The sequence below is a fragment of the Mucilaginibacter sp. P2_A4 genome (assembly GCF_056405015.1).
The window spans coordinates 296754-317531 of record NZ_JBFUCX010000008.1 but is presented as its reverse complement, the minus strand read 5'-3'; the positions used below and the strand labels follow the sequence as shown (position 1 = coordinate 317531).

General features: G+C 41.0%; 17 protein-coding genes. 7 read left to right on the top strand and 10 right to left on the bottom strand.

What is annotated here, in order from left to right; translation table 11 throughout:
* Window positions 1-8 precede the first annotated feature (8 nt).
* Window positions 9-581 (top strand): thymidine kinase, encoded by a 573-nt coding sequence (locus tag AC1DYB_RS16820; protein WP_477396225.1) that lies wholly within the window; start codon window positions 9-11, stop codon window positions 579-581.
* Between the two features lie 171 nt (window positions 582-752).
* Entirely contained in the window at window positions 753-1121 is a 369-nt protein-coding gene (locus tag AC1DYB_RS16815) for a response regulator (RefSeq protein WP_295721614.1), read from the top strand.
* Between the two features lie 56 nt (window positions 1122-1177).
* Here AC1DYB_RS16815 and AC1DYB_RS16810 read toward each other — a convergent pair whose 3' ends face one another.
* Entirely contained in the window at window positions 1178-3358 is a 2181-nt protein-coding gene (locus AC1DYB_RS16810; RefSeq protein WP_477436620.1) for a TonB-dependent receptor family protein, read from the bottom strand.
* 112 nt (window positions 3359-3470) lie between these two features.
* Complete coding sequence (locus AC1DYB_RS16805; RefSeq protein ID WP_477396221.1) at window positions 3471-4022, bottom strand: hypothetical protein; 552 nt, start codon at window positions 4020-4022, stop codon at window positions 3471-3473.
* Window positions 4023-4381: 359 nt separating this feature from the next.
* On the opposite strand from AC1DYB_RS16805, the gene AC1DYB_RS16800 reads away from it, so the two are divergent.
* A complete protein-coding gene (locus tag AC1DYB_RS16800; RefSeq protein ID WP_477436618.1) occupies window positions 4382-6316 on the top strand; it encodes an alpha-amylase family glycosyl hydrolase in 1935 nt (644 codons plus the stop codon).
* Window positions 6317-6462: 146 nt separating this feature from the next.
* Window positions 6463-6654 (top strand): cold-shock protein, encoded by a 192-nt coding sequence (locus tag AC1DYB_RS16795; RefSeq protein ID WP_091145844.1) that lies wholly within the window; start codon window positions 6463-6465, stop codon window positions 6652-6654.
* 386 nt (window positions 6655-7040) lie between these two features.
* Here the strand turns inward: AC1DYB_RS16795 and AC1DYB_RS16790 are convergent, their stop codons facing one another.
* Together AC1DYB_RS16790 and AC1DYB_RS16785 are read right to left on the bottom strand one after the other, a co-directional pair.
* Window positions 7041-7901: a sigma-70 family RNA polymerase sigma factor gene (locus AC1DYB_RS16790; RefSeq protein WP_295721622.1), complete on the bottom strand. Its 861-nt coding sequence runs from the start codon at window positions 7899-7901 to the stop codon at window positions 7041-7043.
* Window positions 7902-8238: 337 nt separating this feature from the next.
* The gene (locus tag AC1DYB_RS16785) at window positions 8239-10728 is read right to left on the bottom strand and encodes an AsmA family protein (protein WP_477436616.1); all 2490 of its coding nucleotides are present in this window, start codon (window positions 10726-10728) and stop codon (window positions 8239-8241) included.
* 334 nt (window positions 10729-11062) lie between these two features.
* On the opposite strand from AC1DYB_RS16785, the gene AC1DYB_RS16780 reads away from it, so the two are divergent.
* Window positions 11063-11791: an SDR family oxidoreductase gene (locus tag AC1DYB_RS16780; RefSeq protein ID WP_477436614.1), complete on the top strand. Its 729-nt coding sequence runs from the start codon at window positions 11063-11065 to the stop codon at window positions 11789-11791.
* Between the two features lie 102 nt (window positions 11792-11893).
* Here the strand turns inward: AC1DYB_RS16780 and AC1DYB_RS16775 are convergent, their stop codons facing one another.
* Window positions 11894-12925, bottom strand: coding sequence for an LLM class flavin-dependent oxidoreductase (locus AC1DYB_RS16775; RefSeq protein WP_477436612.1), 1032 nt, complete (start codon window positions 12923-12925; stop codon window positions 11894-11896).
* A gap of 111 nt (window positions 12926-13036) precedes the next feature.
* On the opposite strand from AC1DYB_RS16775, the gene mmuM reads away from it, so the two are divergent.
* The gene (gene mmuM / locus AC1DYB_RS16770) at window positions 13037-13966 is read left to right on the top strand and encodes a homocysteine S-methyltransferase (protein ID WP_477436610.1); all 930 of its coding nucleotides are present in this window, start codon (window positions 13037-13039) and stop codon (window positions 13964-13966) included.
* Between the two features lie 3 nt (window positions 13967-13969).
* Here mmuM and AC1DYB_RS16765 read toward each other — a convergent pair whose 3' ends face one another.
* From AC1DYB_RS16765 to AC1DYB_RS16755, 3 genes are all read right to left on the bottom strand, one after another.
* Window positions 13970-14329 carry an iron chaperone gene (locus AC1DYB_RS16765; protein WP_295721632.1) on the bottom strand — a complete coding sequence of 120 codons (360 nt, stop codon included), beginning with the start codon at window positions 14327-14329 and terminating at the stop codon, window positions 13970-13972.
* Between the two features lie 311 nt (window positions 14330-14640).
* Window positions 14641-15447, bottom strand: a complete 807-nt coding sequence (locus AC1DYB_RS16760) for a phytanoyl-CoA dioxygenase family protein (RefSeq protein ID WP_477436607.1) — start codon at window positions 15445-15447, stop codon at window positions 14641-14643.
* A 261-nt stretch (window positions 15448-15708) separates the two neighbouring features.
* Window positions 15709-16485, bottom strand: a complete 777-nt coding sequence (locus AC1DYB_RS16755; RefSeq protein ID WP_477436605.1) for an SDR family NAD(P)-dependent oxidoreductase — start codon at window positions 16483-16485, stop codon at window positions 15709-15711.
* Window positions 16486-16730: 245 nt separating this feature from the next.
* Between AC1DYB_RS16755 and AC1DYB_RS16750 the strand changes: the two genes are divergently transcribed.
* Window positions 16731-17942 carry a hypothetical protein gene (locus AC1DYB_RS16750; protein ID WP_477436603.1) on the top strand — a complete coding sequence of 404 codons (1212 nt, stop codon included), beginning with the start codon at window positions 16731-16733 and terminating at the stop codon, window positions 17940-17942.
* Between the two features lie 167 nt (window positions 17943-18109).
* Here AC1DYB_RS16750 and AC1DYB_RS16745 read toward each other — a convergent pair whose 3' ends face one another.
* Together AC1DYB_RS16745 and AC1DYB_RS16740 are read right to left on the bottom strand one after the other, a co-directional pair.
* The gene (locus AC1DYB_RS16745) at window positions 18110-19069 is read right to left on the bottom strand and encodes a quinone oxidoreductase family protein (RefSeq protein ID WP_477436601.1); all 960 of its coding nucleotides are present in this window, start codon (window positions 19067-19069) and stop codon (window positions 18110-18112) included.
* Between the two features lie 183 nt (window positions 19070-19252).
* Window positions 19253-20770, bottom strand: a complete 1518-nt coding sequence (locus AC1DYB_RS16740) for a RagB/SusD family nutrient uptake outer membrane protein (protein ID WP_477436599.1) — start codon at window positions 20768-20770, stop codon at window positions 19253-19255.
* Between the last annotated feature and the right edge of the window lie 8 nt (window positions 20771-20778).

The following is a 20778-nucleotide window of genomic DNA, read 5'->3' as shown; positions in this document are numbered from 1 at the left end:
AGTTAAGTATGGTATATCACGAGGATGTTTTTAGGCGTAAGAGTGAATTTGGCGGCAGTATTGAACTTGTCTGCGGATCAATGTTTTCGGGCAAGACCGAGGAGTTGATCAGGAGGCTTAATCGTGCGCGCATTGCCAAATTAAAGATAGAGATCTTCAGCCCTAAATCTGATACCCGTTATGGCGAGGACGCCATCATTTCACATAACGCCAATAAGTTTTCTTCAACTCCTGTTGATAGTGCTTCTGCTATATTACTGCTGGCTAATGATGCTCATGTAATTGGTATTGATGAGGCGCAGTTTTTTGATGATCAACTACCCGAGGTTTGCACCATACTGGCAAACAGGGGTGTGCGGGTTATTGTGGCTGGGCTTGATATGGACTTTAAGGGCCGCCCGTTTGGTCCGATGCCGGCAATTATGGCAATTGCCGAATCTGTTACCAAGCTGCACGCCGTATGTGTTCAATGCGGTAATCCGGCTTTATATTCTTATCGCCTGGTGCCCGATGAATCTAGAATATTATTGGGCGAAAAGGAAAGTTACGAACCACGCTGCCGTATTTGCTATAATAGCTAACAATTTAATTTTTCTGTAATATTTTCTTCATAAAGCGTACCTGCTAAAACAAAAGGTAAGTCTTTATTTGTTATGGTTGTGATTGGATATGATAGCTAGTTGTGAATTATAGGTAAATTTTATAATTTTCAATTAAAATTTATTATATTCGATCCTAACTATGAGGACTTTATGGCGAAGAAAATTTTAGTGATCGAAGATGATAAAGACATTCGCGACACCATTGTTTATGTTCTGGAAGAGGAAAAATACGAAGTTATAGCTTCTGATAATGCCCGTATACTAAAAAGGCTGGTGGAGATAGATCCCGACCTGATTTTGCTGGATAACTGGCTTACCGATTGGAAGAGTGATGCCAATGGTCAGCAATTGAGTAAAGGCTTAAAAAGCGATCCGGCTACAAGCGGTATCCCTGTGATCATCGTTTCGGCGGTTAATAATATTGAAGAAGTTTCAAAGGCTGGCGAGGCCGATGGCTTTTTAAAGAAACCTTTTGATCTTACCGAACTGTTACATATAGTAAAAAAGCACGTTAAATAACAGGCTTAGCCTGAAATGAAAATGGCCTCCTGGTATTATCGGGAGGCCATTTTTCGTTAAATCTTAATTCCGAAACCAATGTTAAAAGTCCGGCCGTCCGCAGGCAAAATACCGGGACCAGGGTACATATTAATGCGGCGGGTAAAGTATTGGGCATTCAGCAGGTTATTCACGTTGGCACTAATGTGGTAGTTTTTAAGGAAGCTATAATTAAAAGCCCAGTCAACCACATGGTAGGCAGGTACAACGCCGGTTGCCCCTGTTGGGTTAAATACGGTGTTATTGGCATCGCTAAAGCTTTTGCTGGTATAGCTCAATTGCAGGGTGCTGCTAAAGGCTCCGCTTAAAAATGTTAAACCAGTACGGTTTATCCATTCGGGTACATTCTCCAGGTGATTGTTCGCCAGGCTTATATTTTTACCCGATGCGTTATTGGATCCGCTGGTGTAGCGGCCATGGGTATATGCCAATGAATTGAACAAACGGATATCACTACCGGCATGTTTGTTAAATGATCTTAGTAATGATACCTCGGTATAGGCTTCAATGCCTTTGGCCACGCCGTTGCCTATATTAGTTAAAAATAAATGGTTTACATTTTGCGCGTCGGTTTGGGTTAATGTACCTGCACGGTTGCCGTAGTAAACGTAAAAGCCGTTAACATCATAATTAAAAATGGTGCCGATATGCCCGCGATAACCCAGGTCGATATCATAACCTCGGCTATCCTTAATATTAGGATCAATAATTGTCAGCTGATCGGCAGGGGTAACAGCGGCGTACAGGTAGGGTCGGTATGCCTGCGAAATGTTGCCATATAGCTGGCTGCCATTGCTAAACTGGTATTGTAGCCCTGTACCAAACAACGGGAAATTCCGGTTGCCTTTATACCCAATAGGGAAGGTGGCATTATTAATAACACCCGATGTGGTGCTTTTGATCACTTCGTATCTCACACCCGGAGTTATCGTAAATTCGGGTGTTACCTGGAAAATATTTTCGGCAAAGACAGCGTAATTGAGCGAATGCAATCTCAGGTCGATACCATAAGGTTTAACCAAAGTCAAATCGAAATCGGATGCAATGGTACCTGTTCCTTTTTGCTTGCGCTTTGTAGTTTCCTCAAAAAACCTTACCCCGGTGGTAAATGTACTGTTCAGGTTGCCCAGTTTGTAGGTGTGCAGTAAGCGGGCCTCGGTAGTAAAGCCGGCATAGTAATCCCTATCAACCTGGCGCGGATTAAAGGTTTTTAAGCTGGCATTAACCGTATCCTTAATGTTGGGTGTGTTGATGAACTGTACGCTGTTACGTTGCCCAAACAATACATGCGATGTAACTTCCAGTTTTGTGTTACTGCTAAACGCGTAGTTAAATAAGAGGGCGGGAATATTAATCTCCGGGTTAAAGAAATTCCTGGCCCGGAACGACTGCCGGTTATCGGCCTCAAACTGCGCGTCTGTTAAGCCTCCCGCAATCTGCTGCACATAATCCGACCGGGAAAACTGCAGGGCTATACTGCCTTTGCTGCTAAACTGGTATTTGATATTGGCATAATAGGCGTGATAATTAAAGGCAGCGTTTGGTCGCCAGCCATCGCCTCTGCGGGTGGAGTAAAAAGCGTAATAGCTCACCTTGCCTACCTTGCCCCCAATAGCATTATACGAATTGAAGAAGTTGTTTGAGCCCGCGGTTTGTTCGCTTTCGATACCGAAAACCTTAGTGCTGTCGCCTTCTTTTATTTTGTAGTTGACCATGCCGCCAAACTGCGACCCAAATTGCAAAGCAGCCGAGCCGCGTACAAACTGAATTTCGCTGATGGCCTGGAACGGGACATTGTAATGATTTTCGGGATAACCAAACGCGTCCGAATTGGTATTATACCCATTTTGGCGCATATTCATTTCAATTGACCGGTGCGGATCGGTACCGCGTGTGCCAATGTTTAGCTGCAGGCCGGCGCCATCCATTTCCCAGGAGTTAACACCCGGAACTTTGGCGAAGACCATCCGTGCAGTATTGTTGGCCAGGTTTACCTTGCCCGCATCAGGGTATATTAAATGTGTGTTTTTACCGGCGAAAATATAGTTACCAACGATGGTGGGCAGATATTTAGAGCGACTTTCTTTAATAATTACACTATCGAGGTGTAAGGTATCTTTGACGCTCTTTTGTGCCAGTGCAGAACCAGACGCTGTAATGAACAGAACCGAAAAAAGTATTTTATAAAAATTAGTCATGAATCGTTTTATTTTGATAGATATGGCCGATAATTAGCTGTAAGGCAATAAATAGCCATGCATTACTACTGCCATCTGTTGCTGAGGGGAACAAAAAAATGATAAAAGCTGCTTAGGCAATGTTTTCTGGCGGGCGGCCATCTATCAGGATCAGCGGTTGATTGATATCAATAAAAATAAAAGTGTTTAGTTTTTTGATTGCCGATACCCTGGATGTAAACGTGTATGCTGTTATAGGGTAGTTGTATTTATTATCCACTCCCGTTTTTTTTCCGGATGACTCGTGCGCCTTTTTGCTTATCGGGATATCGTTGAGCTGTTTGGCATATATCACATTGTCGGTTAGTAATTTGGTGGTTTCGTAATTTGGAATGCACTGTACAAATACTGTATCGCGGGTTACCTTGAGTTTTACATAGTTATAGGCAATGCCGGCAAACTGAACCTGGCCAGATACGCACACAAATGATTTCCAATCGTGTATTTGGGGCATGTGTTGAGGTATCTTTATTTCGATAAGGTTGGTGGTATCGTATTTTCCTTTGCTAATCTGTTCGGCCGCGAATTTATCAGATTGGTAAACCAGGTATTGGCTCAACACCATATATCCGCCTATATTGAAAAGGTGGGCTATAAGCAATATGGTGGCGAAGAACTTTTTCAAGAATGATTCTAAATAAGCACAATGCTAAGTATAATTTTTCTTGGTTTACTATTTTATTTAAAAATAGTGGGAGGGTGACGAGGGGTGACTGTACCGGCTGTAATTAATTAGGCAAGTTTGCGGGGCGATTTGCTAAGTTTAAACCACATGGTTCCTTTATCTTCACCCTGCTTTACTTTCTCTTTACCCGCATCTTAAAGCTTGCTTCTTAAAATTGGATTATATACATTTGTAAATGTCTGATTTTCAAACTATAACTTCCGGAACAAATACCAGGGAGATTTTATTTTGAGTATTCGGGTACTTAAATAAAAAATTCAGACTACTTTTATTGAACCAATTTTATAAACAGGTAATATATGATAATCAAAAACTTTTACTTTTTGCTGGTCGGCTTGCTGCTGATCAGTTTTACTGCATGCAAAAAAACATCTCCTTCTAAGGGCGGTTCCGGGAACGTTCCCGGAGATTCGGTGGTAACTGGCGGAAAGGAATTACCCGCAGGCGCGGTAGATGGAGTTACCTATTTAAACTCAGGTAAATCAGTCATTTTAAACTTATATGCTCCGTCAAAAACATCAGTAAGTGTTATAGGCGATTTTAATAGCTGGACAGCTGATGCTAAATACGCGATGAACCACACGCCAGATGGCAAGCGCTGGTGGATCCAGATAGATAACCTAGATGCGAGTACAGAATATGCTTACCAGTATTTAATTGATGGCAGCCTTAAAGTGGCCGATCCATATACCGAAAAGGTGCTTGATCCGGACAATGATAAAAATATAACGGCCGATACATATCCGGGTTTAAAGGCTTACCCAATCGGCAAAACAACCGGTAATGTAAGTGTTTTGCAGGCCAATCAACCTGCCTACAGTTGGAAAAACGCCACCTTCGCTCGCCCCGAGAAAAAGAAACTGGTTATTTATGAGCTCCTTGTGCGCGATTTTACCGATAATCACAACTATCAAACCCTGAAAGATACGCTTAACTATTTGGCTAATCTTGGTGTAAATGCCATTGAGCTTATGCCCATTAATGAGTTTGAGGGTAACCAGTCATGGGGATATAACCCATCATTTTACTTTGCGCCCGATAAATATTACGGTACTAAAAATGCTTTAAAGGCATTTATTGATGAGTGCCATTCGCGCGGTATTGCGGTTATCCAGGATATGGTTCTTAACCATTCGTTCGGGCAATCGCCAATGGTGCAAATGTATTTTAACACAGCCGCGGGCAAACCTGCTGCCAATAATCCCTGGTATAATGTTGATCCTACACACCCTTATAATGTAGGGTACCAGTTTAACCATGAGAGTGCAGCTACCAAATATTTTGTAAAAAATGTATTGAAATTCTGGATGCAGGAATATAAAATTGATGGTTTTAGGTTTGATCTTTCCAAGGGCTTTACACAAGTTAACTATGGTACCGGCGACGCAGCCGTTGGGCCGTGGGGGCAATATGATGCCAGTCGGGTTGCTATCTGGAAAGAGTATAACAACTATATTAAAAGCATCGATAATAATAACTTCTATGTAATACTGGAGCACTTTGCCGCCAACCAGGAAGAGAAAGAACTGGCCGGAGAAGGTATGATGTTGTGGAATAATTTAAATTATAATGCCAATGAGGCTACCATGGGCTGGCTAACTAATTCAAATTTCCAGGGACTGTTTTATGATCAGCATACATTTACCCTGCCATACCAGTTGGTAGGCTATTTTGAAAGTCATGACGAGGAACGCCTGATGTTTAAGAACGAGACTTATGGAAACGTATCCGGCAGTTACAGTACAAAAGATATACCCACAGGCTTAAAACGCGAGGAGATGGCTGCCGCGTTCCTGCTATCGGTACCGGGTCCTAAAATGATATGGCAGTTTGGCGAGCTGGGTTATGATAAATCCATTGATCTTTTTGGGCGTACCAATAATAAACCTATACTGTGGAATTACAATGCTGATCCGCAGCGCAGGCATTTATACAGCATATATTCGCAATTGATAAACCTGCATAAAAAGAACGCGGTGTTTGCCACTACAAATTATGTTTACAACCTTTCGGGAGGAATTAAAACAATCCAGTTGAAGGATGCCAGCGCCAATGTTGAAGTGGTAGGTAATTTTGATGTGGCATCGCAAACGGCCAATATCACCTTCCCAACTACTGGTACTTATACCGATGTCTTAACCGGCGCCAGCATAAATGTGGTTTCATTAACCTATTCCATAACACTTGCACCGGGCGAATACCATGTTTACAGCAGTACTGCTTTGACTCGTTAGCAGCGGGGCTAACATGCTAATAATAAAGGCTCCGGGCGTATTGCGGGGCCTTTATTGTTGATTAAATTTCAATTAAAAACTTAATTGCCTTATTTATAATAGATTGTTGATTAATTAACTGTACATTTGCTTAATTAAATAAAAATATAATGCAAGGAACAGTAAAATTTTTCAATGAAAGCAAAGGTTTCGGATTTATTACACCTACAAATGGTGGTGCCGAAGTTTTTGTACATGCCTCAGGCCTTATCGATACTATCCGTGAAAACGACAGTGTTACCTACGATGTAGAACAAGGTAAAAAAGGCTTAAACGCGGTAAATGTAAAAGTAGGTTAAGACTTAACTATTATATAAAGAATCGTACAAGCATCTGCTCCACAATGGGCAGATGCTTTTTTTTGTGGGTAAATTTTATTTAACCCGTTATTATTTCCACGCGTCGTTGGTTCGCTTCTACTATTACTTTTTTTGAAAAACTTTTGTCATCCTGAACGATAGTGAAGGATCTATTCGCAGACTTTACAGGGCGAAGAAGCATAGCGCATAATAGATCCTTCACTATCGTTCAGGATGACAAACACTTCAAAACATTATTTCCCTCTTTATCTCCTCTGGGATTTTATTCCTTGCAATGAAATCCCAGAGCACAAAAAAAACGCGGATGATTTTCACCATTCGCGTTTCAAATATGTTTTCGGATGCATCTGCATCCGGCTAATCTCTTAGTTCAAGTATGATTGTAAAAGATTTGATTTTGAGTTGTGACGTAAACGCATCAACGCTTTATCTTTTAACTGGCGTACACGCTCGCGGGTAAGGTTAAATTTCTCACCAATTTCTTCTAAAGAATGGGCAGCATAACCACCTAAGCCAAAAAACAGGATGATAACCTCGCGGTCACGTTCGGCAAGGATACCTAATGAACGTTTGATCTCTTGTGATAATGAATCCATCATCAGTTCGGTATCAGTTGCGGCATCGGTGCTTTGCAAAACATCAAGCAAAGTATTTTCTTCACCTTGTATAAATGGAGCGTCCATTGATACCTGTCTGCCAGCGTTGCTTAATGAATCGGCAATTTTATCAACAGATATTTCCAAATCATCCGCCAGTTCTTCTGGTGTTGGTTGTCTTTCAAATTCTTGCTCTAATTTAGATGCCGCTTTGTGAATTTTACTTAATGAACCAATCTGGTTCAAAGGTAAACGTACAATACGTGATTGCTCGGCAACGGCAGATAATATAGATTGACGGATCCACCATACTGCGTACGAAATAAATTTAAAGCCTTTGGTTTCATCAAAACGTTTTGCAGCCTTAATCAAACCTAAGTTTCCTTCGTTTATAAGGTCACCTAAGGTAAGGCCCTGGTTTTGGTATTGCTTTGCAACCGAAACCACGAAACGCAGGTTGGTTTTTGTTAACCGTTCTAATGCAGCTTGATCACCCTCACGAATCTTCTGCGCCAGGATCACTTCTTCCTGTGCGGTTATTAAATCTACTTTACCTATCTCGTGAAGATATTTTTCAAGTGATTGAGATTCACGATTGGTAATGGATTGGGATATTTTGAGTTGTCTCATTTTTTTGAATAGATTTTTTTCAGCTAATTATTAGTCCGATAAGATTTTACACGGTTGGTTTAACCTGCAGTATAAATATATGATGAATTAAACGGTGCTCCTATGAATTTTTCTAAACCCGGAATATTTATAAAACGTGGGTTGGCTTTTGACATTATAGCATTAGGATGCGCGGTATTTACAATATTGAAATATAGTGCAGTGACCGGTAAAAGTTTAATCAAATGTGATATCTCTTAAATGGATGCACAAAGATACGCATTAAATTGCTATTATTGTGTCAAAAATACAAGTATTTGAATGCTAAAAATGAGGCATATATAAGGATTTATTGTAACTATTTTGTGCCATTTTCTTCCGGACCTTTTTCATCCTTGTCTTTTTTGTCTTTATCGTCTTTTTTATCCCTGTTTTTGTTCCACTTTATTTTTATTTTCCCATCTTCGCCATCAGCGGCCAGTATATGAAGCACAATACCTTTCATACGTTTTTTATTGCGTTGGGTTACATCAATAATAGCGGTATCGCCTTTAGGATTACGTAAAGGAATATCCATAGCAATGTTGGTACCCTTTGATAAGGAATAAACGCCGGCAACATCCATATTTATAGCGCTTGAATTGATTTGCATAGGGTCAATATTGATCTTATCTCCGTCAATATTAAACTTCATATCCAAATTAGCAAACCTGATATTTTTAAGATCCCTGAAAGGGAAAGCAAATTTACCTACACTTGTAATAGGTGTAAAGTTAAGCAGCGCCCCTTTTTTTAGGTTAACGGTAACCAATCCTTTCAATGATCGTGGAACCAAATTACCCTGGCTATTTATGCCACCGGTTAAATGAGCCTGCGCGGATAATAAACCGCTAAGGTTTTTTGATGTGAAATTTTGCATACCAAAATTATTAAACGAGGAAAAGAAGTTGCTGGTATTCACATCATCAATTTTAGTATTGATAGTGAAGTTATTAGTGGCTCCGTTTTGCACAAAGCTGCCATTTAGTTTTAATGAACCACCTGCGTTTTTAACACTTACATTATTTATTTTGATGACATTATCAGCCATTAAAAAATTTGCAGTGGCATCTGTAGCTAAAAAGTTTTTATAATATACTTTATCAACCCTGAGGTGTATTTCGGCCTTGCCTTTTTCAAAAGCAGTGCTCAGTGCACTATTGATATTGGTTTTTTTACCGGACGATTTAATCTCCCCGGTAGACTGCCGGCTGTTTAAAAATCCTAAAAACTCTGCCAGGTGCAATTGCGGACTGCGCACCTGCCAGTTAAGCACTATTTTTTCCGGAGCTGTATAATACAAGTTAAGAAAATTGTTTACCCGGCCTTCCATAAACACAATGCTGTTGCCCGATTGCATGCGAATATTGTTCAGCAATAAATTATTGCCCGAAAATTTGATGGTGATAGCCGTGTTTTTAAAATTCAGGTTACGCGGCACGTAACTTACATTGGCGTTTTTAATGTTGATAGTGCCGGCAAGTTTAGGCTTGGTGATTCTATAATTAACCAGGTCGGCTTTATAGGCCAGCTTCAAATCGGCATAACCTTTGGTGAATTTAAGATCATCATCGCCAACGGCGCGATTAAGCTTCGCGATATCAAAATGCGATTTAAAGATGCCGCTTGCAATGGGCGTATTTAAATTGTTGATGAAGGCTGTATCAATAGTAAAGGGAATCTTTTGGTAGGTGCCATTAAAGTGATAAAGTTTTATCACCGAGTTTTCATCACTCAAACCCTTTCCGTTGATGTAATTATTGGAGAATACGCCGTTGAAACTACAGTTTTCAATCTTAACGCCGGGTATGGTCACCACATTATCTTTTACTTTGGCAGTAACAAAAATGGACGGATCGCCGCCTCCGCCAAAAGCGCCTGCAATATCACACGTAACCGCGATAGGATTGTTAATATTAAACATGCTGAGGCTTTTTGTAATGTTGGGAGCCAATAGCTGGGCAGCGCTTGTCCACAAAATTTCGTCATTCTTAATATTAAGCACAAATTCCACATTGGGTTTGGCCACATTAAATTTACCTCCAATGGTAAATTCATCGTCGCCAATGTTTAAAACATTGGGTGCTACAGTTATCAGCTTTGCTGGTTCATTGTAAGTTATGTCAAATATGCCATCCAGCAGTTTGTTTTTCATAAAGCTACCTCTTTTGGTATTGAAAGAAAAATTTTTAACCAATGTTTGCAGCTTGATATAGGCATGCCAGCCGGTTGCCGGGTATTGCATCTGCCCGTTTACATCATTTACCTGAAACTTAAACAGCTTAAAGGCTTTACGGTCATCAACCACAAAATTAACGTTGCTAAGGTTAAAGCGTTTTATCTGGGTTGAAGATCCGTTTTTATCTGTCGGAGCGTTTTTTTCTTTAGGTTTACCCTTAAAAACGGCTGTATTACTGTAACCAGTGCTATCGGTAAACAAATCGATATTCGCCTCACTAATGGATACCTTGTTTATCTCCACGCTGCCTTTTAACAGCGCCGCTGCATTTACAGAAACATCAAAGTTTTTGGCATCCAATAAAGTATGATGATGAGCGGGCCATCGCTGATCTTTAATAACCACATCTTTTAAACTAACAGAAATTCCCGGAAATCCTTTAAAAAATGTAGGATCAAGCTTGCCGATAGTGAGTGTACCATCCAGGTTTTTATTTAGTTCGGTGGTGATCATTTTGAGCACCTTTTCCTTGTTGAAAATAATATACATAGAAATGCCGGCAAAGGCAATTATTATAATCCCTATTACAGCCCCCAATATTTTCAACGATGTTTTTATCCACTTCGGCATTACAACTATTTTATTATAAAAGATTTAATAAGTTTAATTGTTTGATTTATACAGATATAAACACATTGGTTATAAAATACTAAGCTGAGGTGTATTTATTTGCAGTCGTTATTATGTTGTTAGGAGAGCTATAATTATAATATTACAATTATTAAAAAATAGGTTGCTGTATAGTTGAATCTGTATCCGGGAGACGCAAATATGCGTTTCTACAGAGAATTGTGAATAACCTGTTGTTAAAACAAATCATTTTTAGGCTGCTTTGCTTTTTACCATTTGTTAAGTGGGTTTGCTTTTATCATGTTGAATTTTGTGCCTACAAAAATCAAAGAATATGAAAAGTGAAACACTCGCCGGTAAAAGGGTAATATTATTAGGGGCCAGCACAGGCCTGGGATTGGCCACTGCCAAGGCGGCTGCCGCTGAAGGGGCTAAAGTGGTTATTGTATCCAGCAATCAACAACGTATTGATAAAGCGCTTGAGGAACTTCCAGAAGGGAGCGAAGGGTATGCCGTTGATCTGGGTAAGGAAGAAAACATTAAGGCATTTTTTGAAAAAATAGGCAGGTTTGATCACCTGGTGTATACTGCCGGCGAAAATTTAAGTCTGAAAAACATAAGTGATACAGTTGTTGAAGAAGCAATAGGCTTTTTTAACCTGCGCTTTTGGAGTGCATTTACCGCGGTAAAATACGGGGCACCTCATATTAACCCAGGTGGTTCTATATCGCTTACCAGTGGTACGGCCAGTGAAAGGCCTGGCGCGGGCTGGTCTGTTGCCTCTGCCATTTGTGGAGCTATGGACGGTTTTGTAAGGGCTATGGCCGTTGAGCTGGCGCCAATTCGTGTTAACTGTGTTGTGCCGGGTGTTATTAAAACAAACCTGTGGGATGCCATGACCGAGGAGCAGCGCAATGGCATGTACAATTATCTGGAAGGTAGTTTGCTGCTTAAGCGGGTAGGCGAGGCAGAGGATGTTGCTTTAGGCTTTTTATACCTTATGAAACAGCAATATGGTACAGGCCGCAGCCTAATTATTGATGGCGGTACGGTATTGGTATAACCGTATTAAATAATGAAAAGGACAGGAGATAAAGGTTAGCTTCTTTTATCTCCTGTCTTTTTTTTAATTCCGGGAAAATATTCCTTAAAAATTCCGTGTGTTTTATTTACTGGTTTCCTTACGGATAATTGGAGCCACCTTTGTGCCATATAACTCAATGGCTTTCAGTATTTTTTGATGCGGGGTATGGCCTGTTACCAATTGAGCAACAAAGCGGGTATTCCCAAATAATTCATATTGATGCATTATTTTATCTACCGCCATTTGTACATCGCCTACAACCAAAGGTCCGCTCTGGCGTAGGTACTCAAATGAATCCCTGGTCATGGGCGACCAGCCACGGTCTTTGCCTACCCGGTTCATCAACGCTTCATAGGATGGGTAAAACTCATCCGCAGCATGATTGGCGTCTTCGGCCAGGTAAAATTGGGATGATATGGCCAGCTGCAGCTTGCTTACATCATGCCCGGCCTTCTCTGCCGATTCGCGGTAGGCCTCCACAAAGGGAACAAAATGCACCGGGTCACTACCTAATATAGCAATGATCATAGGCAGGTTTAACTTACCGGCACGCAATGCGGATGCGCGGGTACCGCCAACGCCTATCCAAACCGGGATGGCTTCCTGCAGCGGGCGGGGGTAAACTCCCTGGTTTATAACCGGCGCGCGGAATTTACCTTGCCAGTTCAGGATTTCCTGTTGGTTGATCTGCAGGAACATTTCAAGCTTTTCGGTAAAAAGGGCATCGTAATCATCCAGATCGAAACCAAAAAGGGGGAAGGATTCAATAAAGGAACCCCGACCGGCTATCATTTCGACCCGGCCGCCCGAGATCAGATCTACAGAGGCGAAGTTTTGAAATGTGCGCACCGGATCAACAGAGCTCAATACCGTTACCGAACTGGATAGTTTGATGTTTTTGGTGATAGATGCCGCCGCGGCCATAAATATCTCTGGTGCCGAGATCACAAAATCGGAGCGGTGGTGTTCGCCAAAAGCGAAAACATCCAGGCCCACTTCATCAGCCAGCTTAACCTCTGCCAATAATTCCTGTACCCGTTTGTGGGCGTTTACAGCTTTGCCGGCAGTTCCATCAGGGTGTACTTCGCCAAATGTGCTTATTCCTAATTCCATAAGTAAAATTAAGAAGTTTAAACATGTAATTTAGGCAGTGGAGGGAAATTGACAGGATGGTGATAAGAACTGATTAAATACAATTGTTATCTTGCAGGTAGAATTATACAAATGAAAAATATATTTGACGCATTTATTAAGGAAAAAGGATTTGTTGTTCTTGATGGTGCAATGGCCACCGAGTTAGAAGCAAGAGGGGCTAATCTTAATCATACATTATGGTCGGCCAAATTATTAAAGGAAGATCCTGAATTAATTAAGCAGGTACATTACGATTATTTGCTTGCCGGCGCTGATGTTATTACAACGGCAAGTTATCAGGCCAGTTTTGAAGGATTTGCAAAAAATGGATACACCCACCAGGAAGCTGTTGAACTGATGCAGTTAAGTGTGCAATTGGCTTTCGAGGCACGCGGGGATGCGATGAAAGTTATATCCCGAAAAGAAAAGCCGTTGATAGCGGCGTCTGTTGGGCCCTATGGGGCATCTTTAGCCGATGGTTCAGAGTATCGTGGTAATTATGGCGTAAGTATTGAAGACCTTAAGTTATTTCATCGCAGCAGAATTAAATTGTTGATTGAAACCGGTGCAGATTTGTTGGCTTGCGAAACAATACCTTGTTTGGATGAAGCTATCGCATTAAAAGAGTTGTTATTGGAGTTTCCGGAGGTGCAGGCCTGGATTAGTTTTAGCTGTAAAAACGATACTCAAATTAGCAGTGCAGAAGAATTTTCTGATGCTGTAAAATTAATCAGTCAATCAAATCAGTTCATAGCTGTTGGGGTTAATTGTACCGCACCGCAGCACATAACATCGCTTGTAAAAATAGCGGCAATAAATACAGGTAAGCTTATACTGGTTTACCCTAATAAAGGAGAAATTTGGGATGCGGTTAATAAATGCTGGTTGTCTTCGTCTGCAAGCCACACACATTTTCTTGATGATGCAAAAGGCTGGTTTGCAGCGGGTGCAAAAATTATAGGGGGCTGTTGCAGAACAACTCCTGAGGATATAAAGCAATTACAACTGTTGGTGGATTAAAACTTATTTCTTCTCCAAGCTCTTTTTTACCCTAAATTTCACAATCCGGGTGATCAACGCTAGGGGCATGGGCTTATCAATCGGAAATTGAACCGAACCCTTTGCTCCCTTGTATGCCGAGAGTTCTTCTTTAAACTCCTCGATGCCGTTGGGTGTTGGGTATAGACCTATATGATTTTTGAAAGCTGCAAAGTGAATTAAGTTACCCTTGAGCGTGAAAGTAGGCATCCCATAACTTATTTTTTCTCCGGCCGCGGGTGCCGCTTCTTTGATAGTTGCACGAATTTGCTGCAGGATTTGCTGAACATCAGCTGGGAAATCTGCTATATACTCGTCAATAGTGGTGGCTTTGGCTGTTATCATCTTTTTACATAGAGTTTGGGCTATCTGCCTGGTTTATAATGTATAAATATACAAAACCTGTCAAATGCAAAAAACTATTTGCCAACTAATTCCCGATCCGCAAAAGGGTACTCATTAAAATACCCTTCGCGGATCTATAAAACAAGGTTTGGGTTTATGGCCATGCGAAAATAAATAATAGCTGTCTTTTAGTTCCCCGGGTTGCGTACAAGCACTTTGGCGGGTATTTTATTGCTAAAGAAATTCCTGATGATAGTTATTTTCCCGCTGCGGATAAGATAGCTGATGAATAAGGCGATTAACATAATTTATTATTTAACAATACCTGCAAAACGTTGATAAAAGGCGGTAGGGCTGTCGGCATTTTTAGGCTCATACTTGCCTGCAATAATGGGGATATAAATTACCCTTCTGCGGCTTTCTTCGCCAATTACAGATGACTGGGCTACACGGTGCCATAAGCGGCCGTCATGTATGGTGAGGTCGCCAGCTGTAGGAGTAATGGCAACTTCATTTTCATCCGTGTCATGATCTAAGAAATATTTTTTACGGAAAAGCATCTGGTAAAGATTCTGTTGATGGGTTCCGGGTAAAATTCTTAATCCCCCATTCTCCGGTTTCAGTGTACTCAGGTGGATTCCCACATTAAGCATTGGGTTTAATTTTTGGCCATGGAAAATATCACGCAAGCCATCTGTGTGCCAGCCCATTTTGGTAAAACTGCTTTCGGGGCCGTTTACGTAGTGATTAAAAACCATTCCATCTTTTTCGTCGGTACCCAGGCGGGCGCCTTCGCCAATAAGGTTCAGCAATACCTGGAACCGGGGATCTTTGGAAAATTCATCTAACGCCGCATGGTGTTTGTTAATAAAAGCGAAGCGCTGCACAATAGGTGAGCCATCAACATCTTTACCATATTTAATGGGTACACCGTTTACCTTTTCTACTTTATTAGCAATCCAGTTTTGCTGAACCTGTTCTGATGCCTGTATGATGTTAGCTACCGTTTCGGGTTTAATAAAATTTGTAAAGTGTATAAAACCGTGCTGGTTAAAAAAAGCTTGTTGTTCGGGCGTAATTGCTGAGCCTAAAGTGAATTTTTGATATGAGCCTGCCATGAAAAAGAAGAATTAAAATGCTTGGAAATGAGTGCGAAAAACCTGGGAACTGCTTTAAACAGTTTTTAAAATAAGGAGATGATCCTTGGGGAAATTAACAACAACAGCTGCACATGACCCTTTGGGAGAAGGGCATTCGCATGGAGCATGCAAACGGTATGTGTTGTTGTTTAATCAATGTATATAATGTCTATGTATTTAATAGACTATGCAAAAGTATGTAATTTGTTGAACCAAACAAATTTTTGTGAAAATATTTTTTTAACGTTTGTACAGGCCGGCGGTAACACGCTCAATAAACCCCTTGGGGCTATGCCTTGTAGCCGCAGCCGATAGTTTATTTAAAAAGCCCGGCACAATCTCGGCCTTTTTACTGAACATCCTACTGATGCCTATGGCGGCAACATCATCGGGTGTCATATTGAATTTGGCTGCCAGATCGGCCAGCGCGTCCATACCTGCACGATGGGCAAAGCCCGTGTCGGTAGGGCCGGGGCACAGGCAGCTTACCGATACAACAGTATCTTTTAATTCATAGCGTAGAGCCCGGCTAAATGAGAGTACAAATGATTTTGATGCTGCATAAACCGCCAGCGTGGGCACCGCCTGGTAGGCCGCAGTGCTGGCGATGTTTAATATATGGGCTTGCCTTTGCGATTTTAAAACCGGGAGTAAATGATAACATAACTCAACCACTGCATCTATATTAACCTTTATCATGCTCATCTGCCCGGCCAGGGCCAATTCATCAAAGTTACCCCAAAGACCATAGCCGGCATTATTTATAAGTATGGATATAGGTACCGATAAGCTCCTGCTCCACTCCGTTATCCGGGTAGCAGCACCGGCGGCTGATAGATCGGCTAAAAAATAAGATACTTCCACATGATACTGCGCTTTGATATGAATCGATAAATCTTCCAATTCGTTTGCTGATCGGGCCACCAGCAATAAGTTATAGCCCTTTTTGGCCAGTAATAAAGCTATTGATTTGCCTATGCCTTTACTTGCACCTGTTATTAAAGCGTATTCTTTCATCTAAACAATGTCATATCAAACTAAAAAATCAGATCGATGTTGCAAGTTTAATAAATACTCTACTAAATTTGTAGACTATTTAAAATGTTATTACGTTTGTGCCATATATGAAAAAGGCTTTTCATCATTTTTACTTGGCTGGCTATAATAATTGCCCAAATTATTGTTGTTGTGGATAAACAAATTCCATGTACTGTTTGCTATTCATTTACGTTATAACATTAACCAGATAAAAACCATTTTTCATGATAACTCGTCGTATAACCCCATATTTTAAGGCGTTTATAATCATAAGTTACCTATTATATTGTTTACCCGCTCATGCCCAATTATCAGCAGCGGTGCGTTATAAACTAAAACCGGGCGATACCACAGCCAAAGACTTTTTTGAAAACGATTTTAATATTCCTGTTTTATCGGATGTAAGCAAAGCACCGGCTGCCGCCAATAAAGCGCGAATTAATAACGAAGCTGATGTAAACCTTATTGAAGGGATGGAAACCCATTTAAGTAACCGCCAGGAAAGAAAAAAACTGATGGGCTACTTAAAAGAGCTTTCGGCGAATAACAATGAGGTAAATTATAATCAATCAAAAGTTAAAGTATATTACAGGCTGGCCAATGTATTTGCAAGGTTGCGTTTGTATCCTTTGGCTATGAAATGTTTTTTTAAAACAATGCAATATGCAAAGGGCAAACAGGCAAATAATAACCCGGCGCCATTGCAGTATTCAGCTGATTCGCTGGCAGCCGATAGCGTGAATAAGGATTCTACCTTAAATACCAATTATTTATCCATTAATACAAAGGACGATTCGGTATTTATCAATGCACCAGGTCCCGTTGGGTTAAAAGACAAAACCGAAGAAAAAAGCAAAGCGATAACTTATGATCGCATCATCAATACATTTAATGATGGCAAAAAGGCTGCCGCATATGCATTGCTTTTTCATGTAAAACAACCGGTACCGGGCAAACCCAAAGTATTTGCTTTTACCAATACAGGGCATACTTTTATTACGCTTATTAAGTATAATACCGATTCAACATCGGTTTCTATTTCTTTTGGATTTTACCCACAAAAAGACAACCTGTTTTCGGCAACGCCATTGGATCCTTCCTGCTCGGGAACGTTTAAAAATGATTGCGGGCACAGGTGGGATGAAGTGATGGGTAAATTTATTTCCAAAAAAAGATTTGAAAAGATCCTGCTGCTCACCAAACGTTATGATGGCCTGGAGTATCATCTATCCAAAAATAACTGTACCGATTTTGCTATTAAAGCAGCCTCCTATGCTGGGTTTGGTGTATCAAACAGCAAAGGTAGCTGGCCATTAGGGCATGGAAATAATCCCGCAGTAACCGGGCAAAGCATTATAGCGGGAGGCGTTTATGACGATGACAGCAAGGCCGATCTATTCATTAATTTTGACGAGGTTTTAAATAAAAGTAAATAAGCTGTAGCAATGATATTTACCTTGTTAATTTGGGGTTGCACCTACGGAGCAAGCTTGTTTTTATTAAAAATTGCTACAAACAGGTAGCTCCTGACGGAGCATATTTACTTGCGAAATACATTGTGAGCTTTGGAAAATACGTTAAGGAAAATTTAAAATATGGTATTTTAAGGGATAAGTATTATTTTACCGTTACTCTTCCTGCTTTCCAAAAACGTGTGTGCCTGTTTGCCATCAGCGAGTTTAAAAATGGTTGGCGGCGAAATGGCAATTTCATTATTGCTAATCCAGTTAAAGAGCTGGCTGGCCCGCTTTATTCTTTCCTCTTTTGAGGTTAGGTAACTCCAAAGGTCGCCGCCTGTGAGTGTTTTTGAGGTATCCATCAGCATTCTTGGATCAACAAATGCGGGGTCGCCGCCTGCCATGCCAAAAAATACTACTTGTCCGCAGTTTTTTGTTACCTCAAAGCTGTCCTGTAAGGTGCTGCCAATGCTATCATAAACCACATCAACACCGCCGCTGCAAAAAGATAAAACTTCGTTTTTCCAATCATCCTGGTACAAAAATACTTTGTCAATCCCGTTTTGTAAGGCTGTTGCTGCCTTCTCTGCAGATGAGGTTAGCCCTATTGTTTTTGCTCCCAAAAGTTTACTTATCTGGGTTAACAATTGCCCTACGCCGCCTGCGCAGGCATGGATAAGCACTACTTCGCCAGCTTTGGTTTGGTGGCTATCTGTAGCCAGGTACTGCGCGGTGAGGCCCTGTAGCAAAACCGAAGCAGCAGTTTCAAAACTAATGTTTGCCGGTAAGGGAATGGCATGATCAACAGGTACGGCCACCATTTCGGCATTTGCAAAAGGCACATCGGCAAAGCCAATGCTATCGCCAATTTTAAAATCGGGGTTGTTGTTGGCGTTGATTACCACACCTGCACCCTCATAACCGGCTATAAAAGGAGGGGTACCCTTTAGGTGATAATTACCTTTTCGGCGATAAACATCTGCAAAATTTAAGCCGATGGCTTTCATTTCAACCAATAACTCTCCGGGTTGTAATATGGGGGTAGGAATGTCAATGTATTCAAGTACTTCCGGGCCGCCAAAAGTTGAAAATGTTAAAGCTTTCATTTATTGCAGATAATTTTAAGATTGGGCAAAAGTAGGAAATCAACCGGGAACCTGTGTTGCCCCGGAATCAGGGTGATGTAAAAATCATGACTCTATATAAAGAGCTGGGTCCTTTAAATAAACAAAGCGGCAGGTAAATTACCCGCCGCTTTGTTATCATATAAATTAAACTGTTTAAGCTGATTATTTATAATCAGGATTTTGAACCAATACGCCACCACTTTTATCAATTTCTGTTTGTGGCAGTGGCCATTTGTAAAATTTATTTTCAAAATGGTAAGGGATCAGGCTATCCTTTACTTTATTTAAAACATCATCCGCAATGTGCCACCTCATTAAATCATAATGACGTAAGCCTTCAAAAGCGAGCTCAACGCGGCGCTCATGTCTTATCCTTTCGCGCATTTGCTCTTTGGTATATCCTGCCGGGTAAGCGGGCATAGTTACACGGGCACGCAGATCTGTCATCGCTTTATAAACGGTTGCATCCGGACCGGCAATTTCGTTTTGTGCTTCTGCATACATCAGCATCACTTCTCCTAAACGTAATACAATGGCATCCTGGCCGCTAAGTGTCGAGAACCCGAATGGAAGATTGGCCGGGTCAAGAAATTTTAGTACGCCATAACCTGTAGGACGAGGGTTTGACGGATTATGTACTTTACCTCCGCCAAAATCAGGATGATCAACATACACTGTTTTGCTTAACCTTGGGTCGCGGTTGTTAAACGGCTTTTTTGTATCGGTAAGGGGCGAAGTACCATAAGGTAAACCATCGGTACACTCAAACGTGTTAACAAAGTTAGGAAGCGGACTTGCTGAGCACCAGTCGCCGTAATCCCTGTCCCAGTAAGCTAAATTGTTAGGCGCCAAAAAATTAATAGAAAAGATAGTTTCTGTATTGTTTTTCTGTGTGGCGTCTCTGAAATTGTCCTCAAAGTTTTTAGTTAAGGTGTATTGCGACATAACATCCTTACAAAGATCCCTTACCTGCGTTAGCATAGCTACATCAGGCGTACCTGTAGTGCCATAAGCTGCAAATAGAAGTACACGGGCTTTTAATGCCTTGGCCGATGAAGCAGCAGCATGTCCTCCGTTTGAAAAATATGGAGCGGTATTAAGGTTTGCAATACTGTAATCAAGATCTGTTGTTATTTGAGTCAGTATCTTAGATGCAGCTACTTTAGGCTGTTTTTGGGTAGCCAGGGTAAGCGGCTCTAAAACCAGGGGAACATCACCATAAATGGTATATAACTGGTAGTAAAAAAATGCTCTTATAAACCTTACTTCGCCCTCATAGGCCTTTCTGTCGGCATCTGCAATATCAGATCCTTTGTAGTTAGCCAGGTTTTGAATAAATAAATTTACTCTTCCAATACCAACATAGCTGTCTTTGTAAATACCGGTTTCATAGCCACCAGTAGTAGGATTTAAGTTACCCTGATCAACATCATTAACGCTGCCCGAGTTAAACTGCGCATAACCATTATCGGTAAGGCAATCACGAATGGGAAGTTCCTCTGCAAATTCATTGTTTTGTAAAGACGCGTAAACTGCGGCAAGGGCTTTGTCAAAGTCGCTTTTTGATTTATAAAAGGTAGATGTGGATATCTGGTCCAGCGGATTCAGATCCAGTGTTTTTTTACATGCACCTAAAAACAGTGATGTAATTAATATAGTTGCTATAATTCGATTTTTCATGTGGACTG

Bases quoted from the DNA above. Each gene is read 5' to 3' on its own strand.
- AC1DYB_RS16820 (WP_477396225.1), top strand. From the start codon at position 9: ATGGTATATCACGAGGATGTTTTTAGGCGTAAGAGTGAATTTGGCGGC.
- AC1DYB_RS16815 (WP_295721614.1), top strand. From the start codon at position 753: ATGGCGAAGAAAATTTTAGTGATCGAAGATGATAAAGACATTCGCGAC.
- AC1DYB_RS16810 (WP_477436620.1), bottom strand. From the start codon at position 3,358: ATGACTAATTTTTATAAAATACTTTTTTCGGTTCTGTTCATTACAGCG.
- AC1DYB_RS16800 (WP_477436618.1), top strand. From the start codon at position 4,382: ATGATAATCAAAAACTTTTACTTTTTGCTGGTCGGCTTGCTGCTGATC.
- AC1DYB_RS16790 (WP_295721622.1), bottom strand. From the start codon at position 7,901: ATGAGACAACTCAAAATATCCCAATCCATTACCAATCGTGAATCTCAA.
- AC1DYB_RS16785 (WP_477436616.1), bottom strand. From the start codon at position 10,728: ATGCCGAAGTGGATAAAAACATCGTTGAAAATATTGGGGGCTGTAATA.
- AC1DYB_RS16780 (WP_477436614.1), top strand. From the start codon at position 11,063: ATGAAAAGTGAAACACTCGCCGGTAAAAGGGTAATATTATTAGGGGCC.
- AC1DYB_RS16775 (WP_477436612.1), bottom strand. From the start codon at position 12,925: ATGGAATTAGGAATAAGCACATTTGGCGAAGTACACCCTGATGGAACT.
- mmuM (WP_477436610.1), top strand. From the start codon at position 13,037: ATGAAAAATATATTTGACGCATTTATTAAGGAAAAAGGATTTGTTGTT.
- AC1DYB_RS16765 (WP_295721632.1), bottom strand. From the start codon at position 14,329: ATGATAACAGCCAAAGCCACCACTATTGACGAGTATATAGCAGATTTC.
- AC1DYB_RS16760 (WP_477436607.1), bottom strand. From the start codon at position 15,447: ATGGCAGGCTCATATCAAAAATTCACTTTAGGCTCAGCAATTACGCCC.
- AC1DYB_RS16755 (WP_477436605.1), bottom strand. From the start codon at position 16,485: ATGAAAGAATACGCTTTAATAACAGGTGCAAGTAAAGGCATAGGCAAA.
- AC1DYB_RS16750 (WP_477436603.1), top strand. From the start codon at position 16,731: ATGATAACTCGTCGTATAACCCCATATTTTAAGGCGTTTATAATCATA.
- AC1DYB_RS16745 (WP_477436601.1), bottom strand. From the start codon at position 19,069: ATGAAAGCTTTAACATTTTCAACTTTTGGCGGCCCGGAAGTACTTGAA.
- AC1DYB_RS16740 (WP_477436599.1), bottom strand. From the start codon at position 20,770: ATGAAAAATCGAATTATAGCAACTATATTAATTACATCACTGTTTTTA.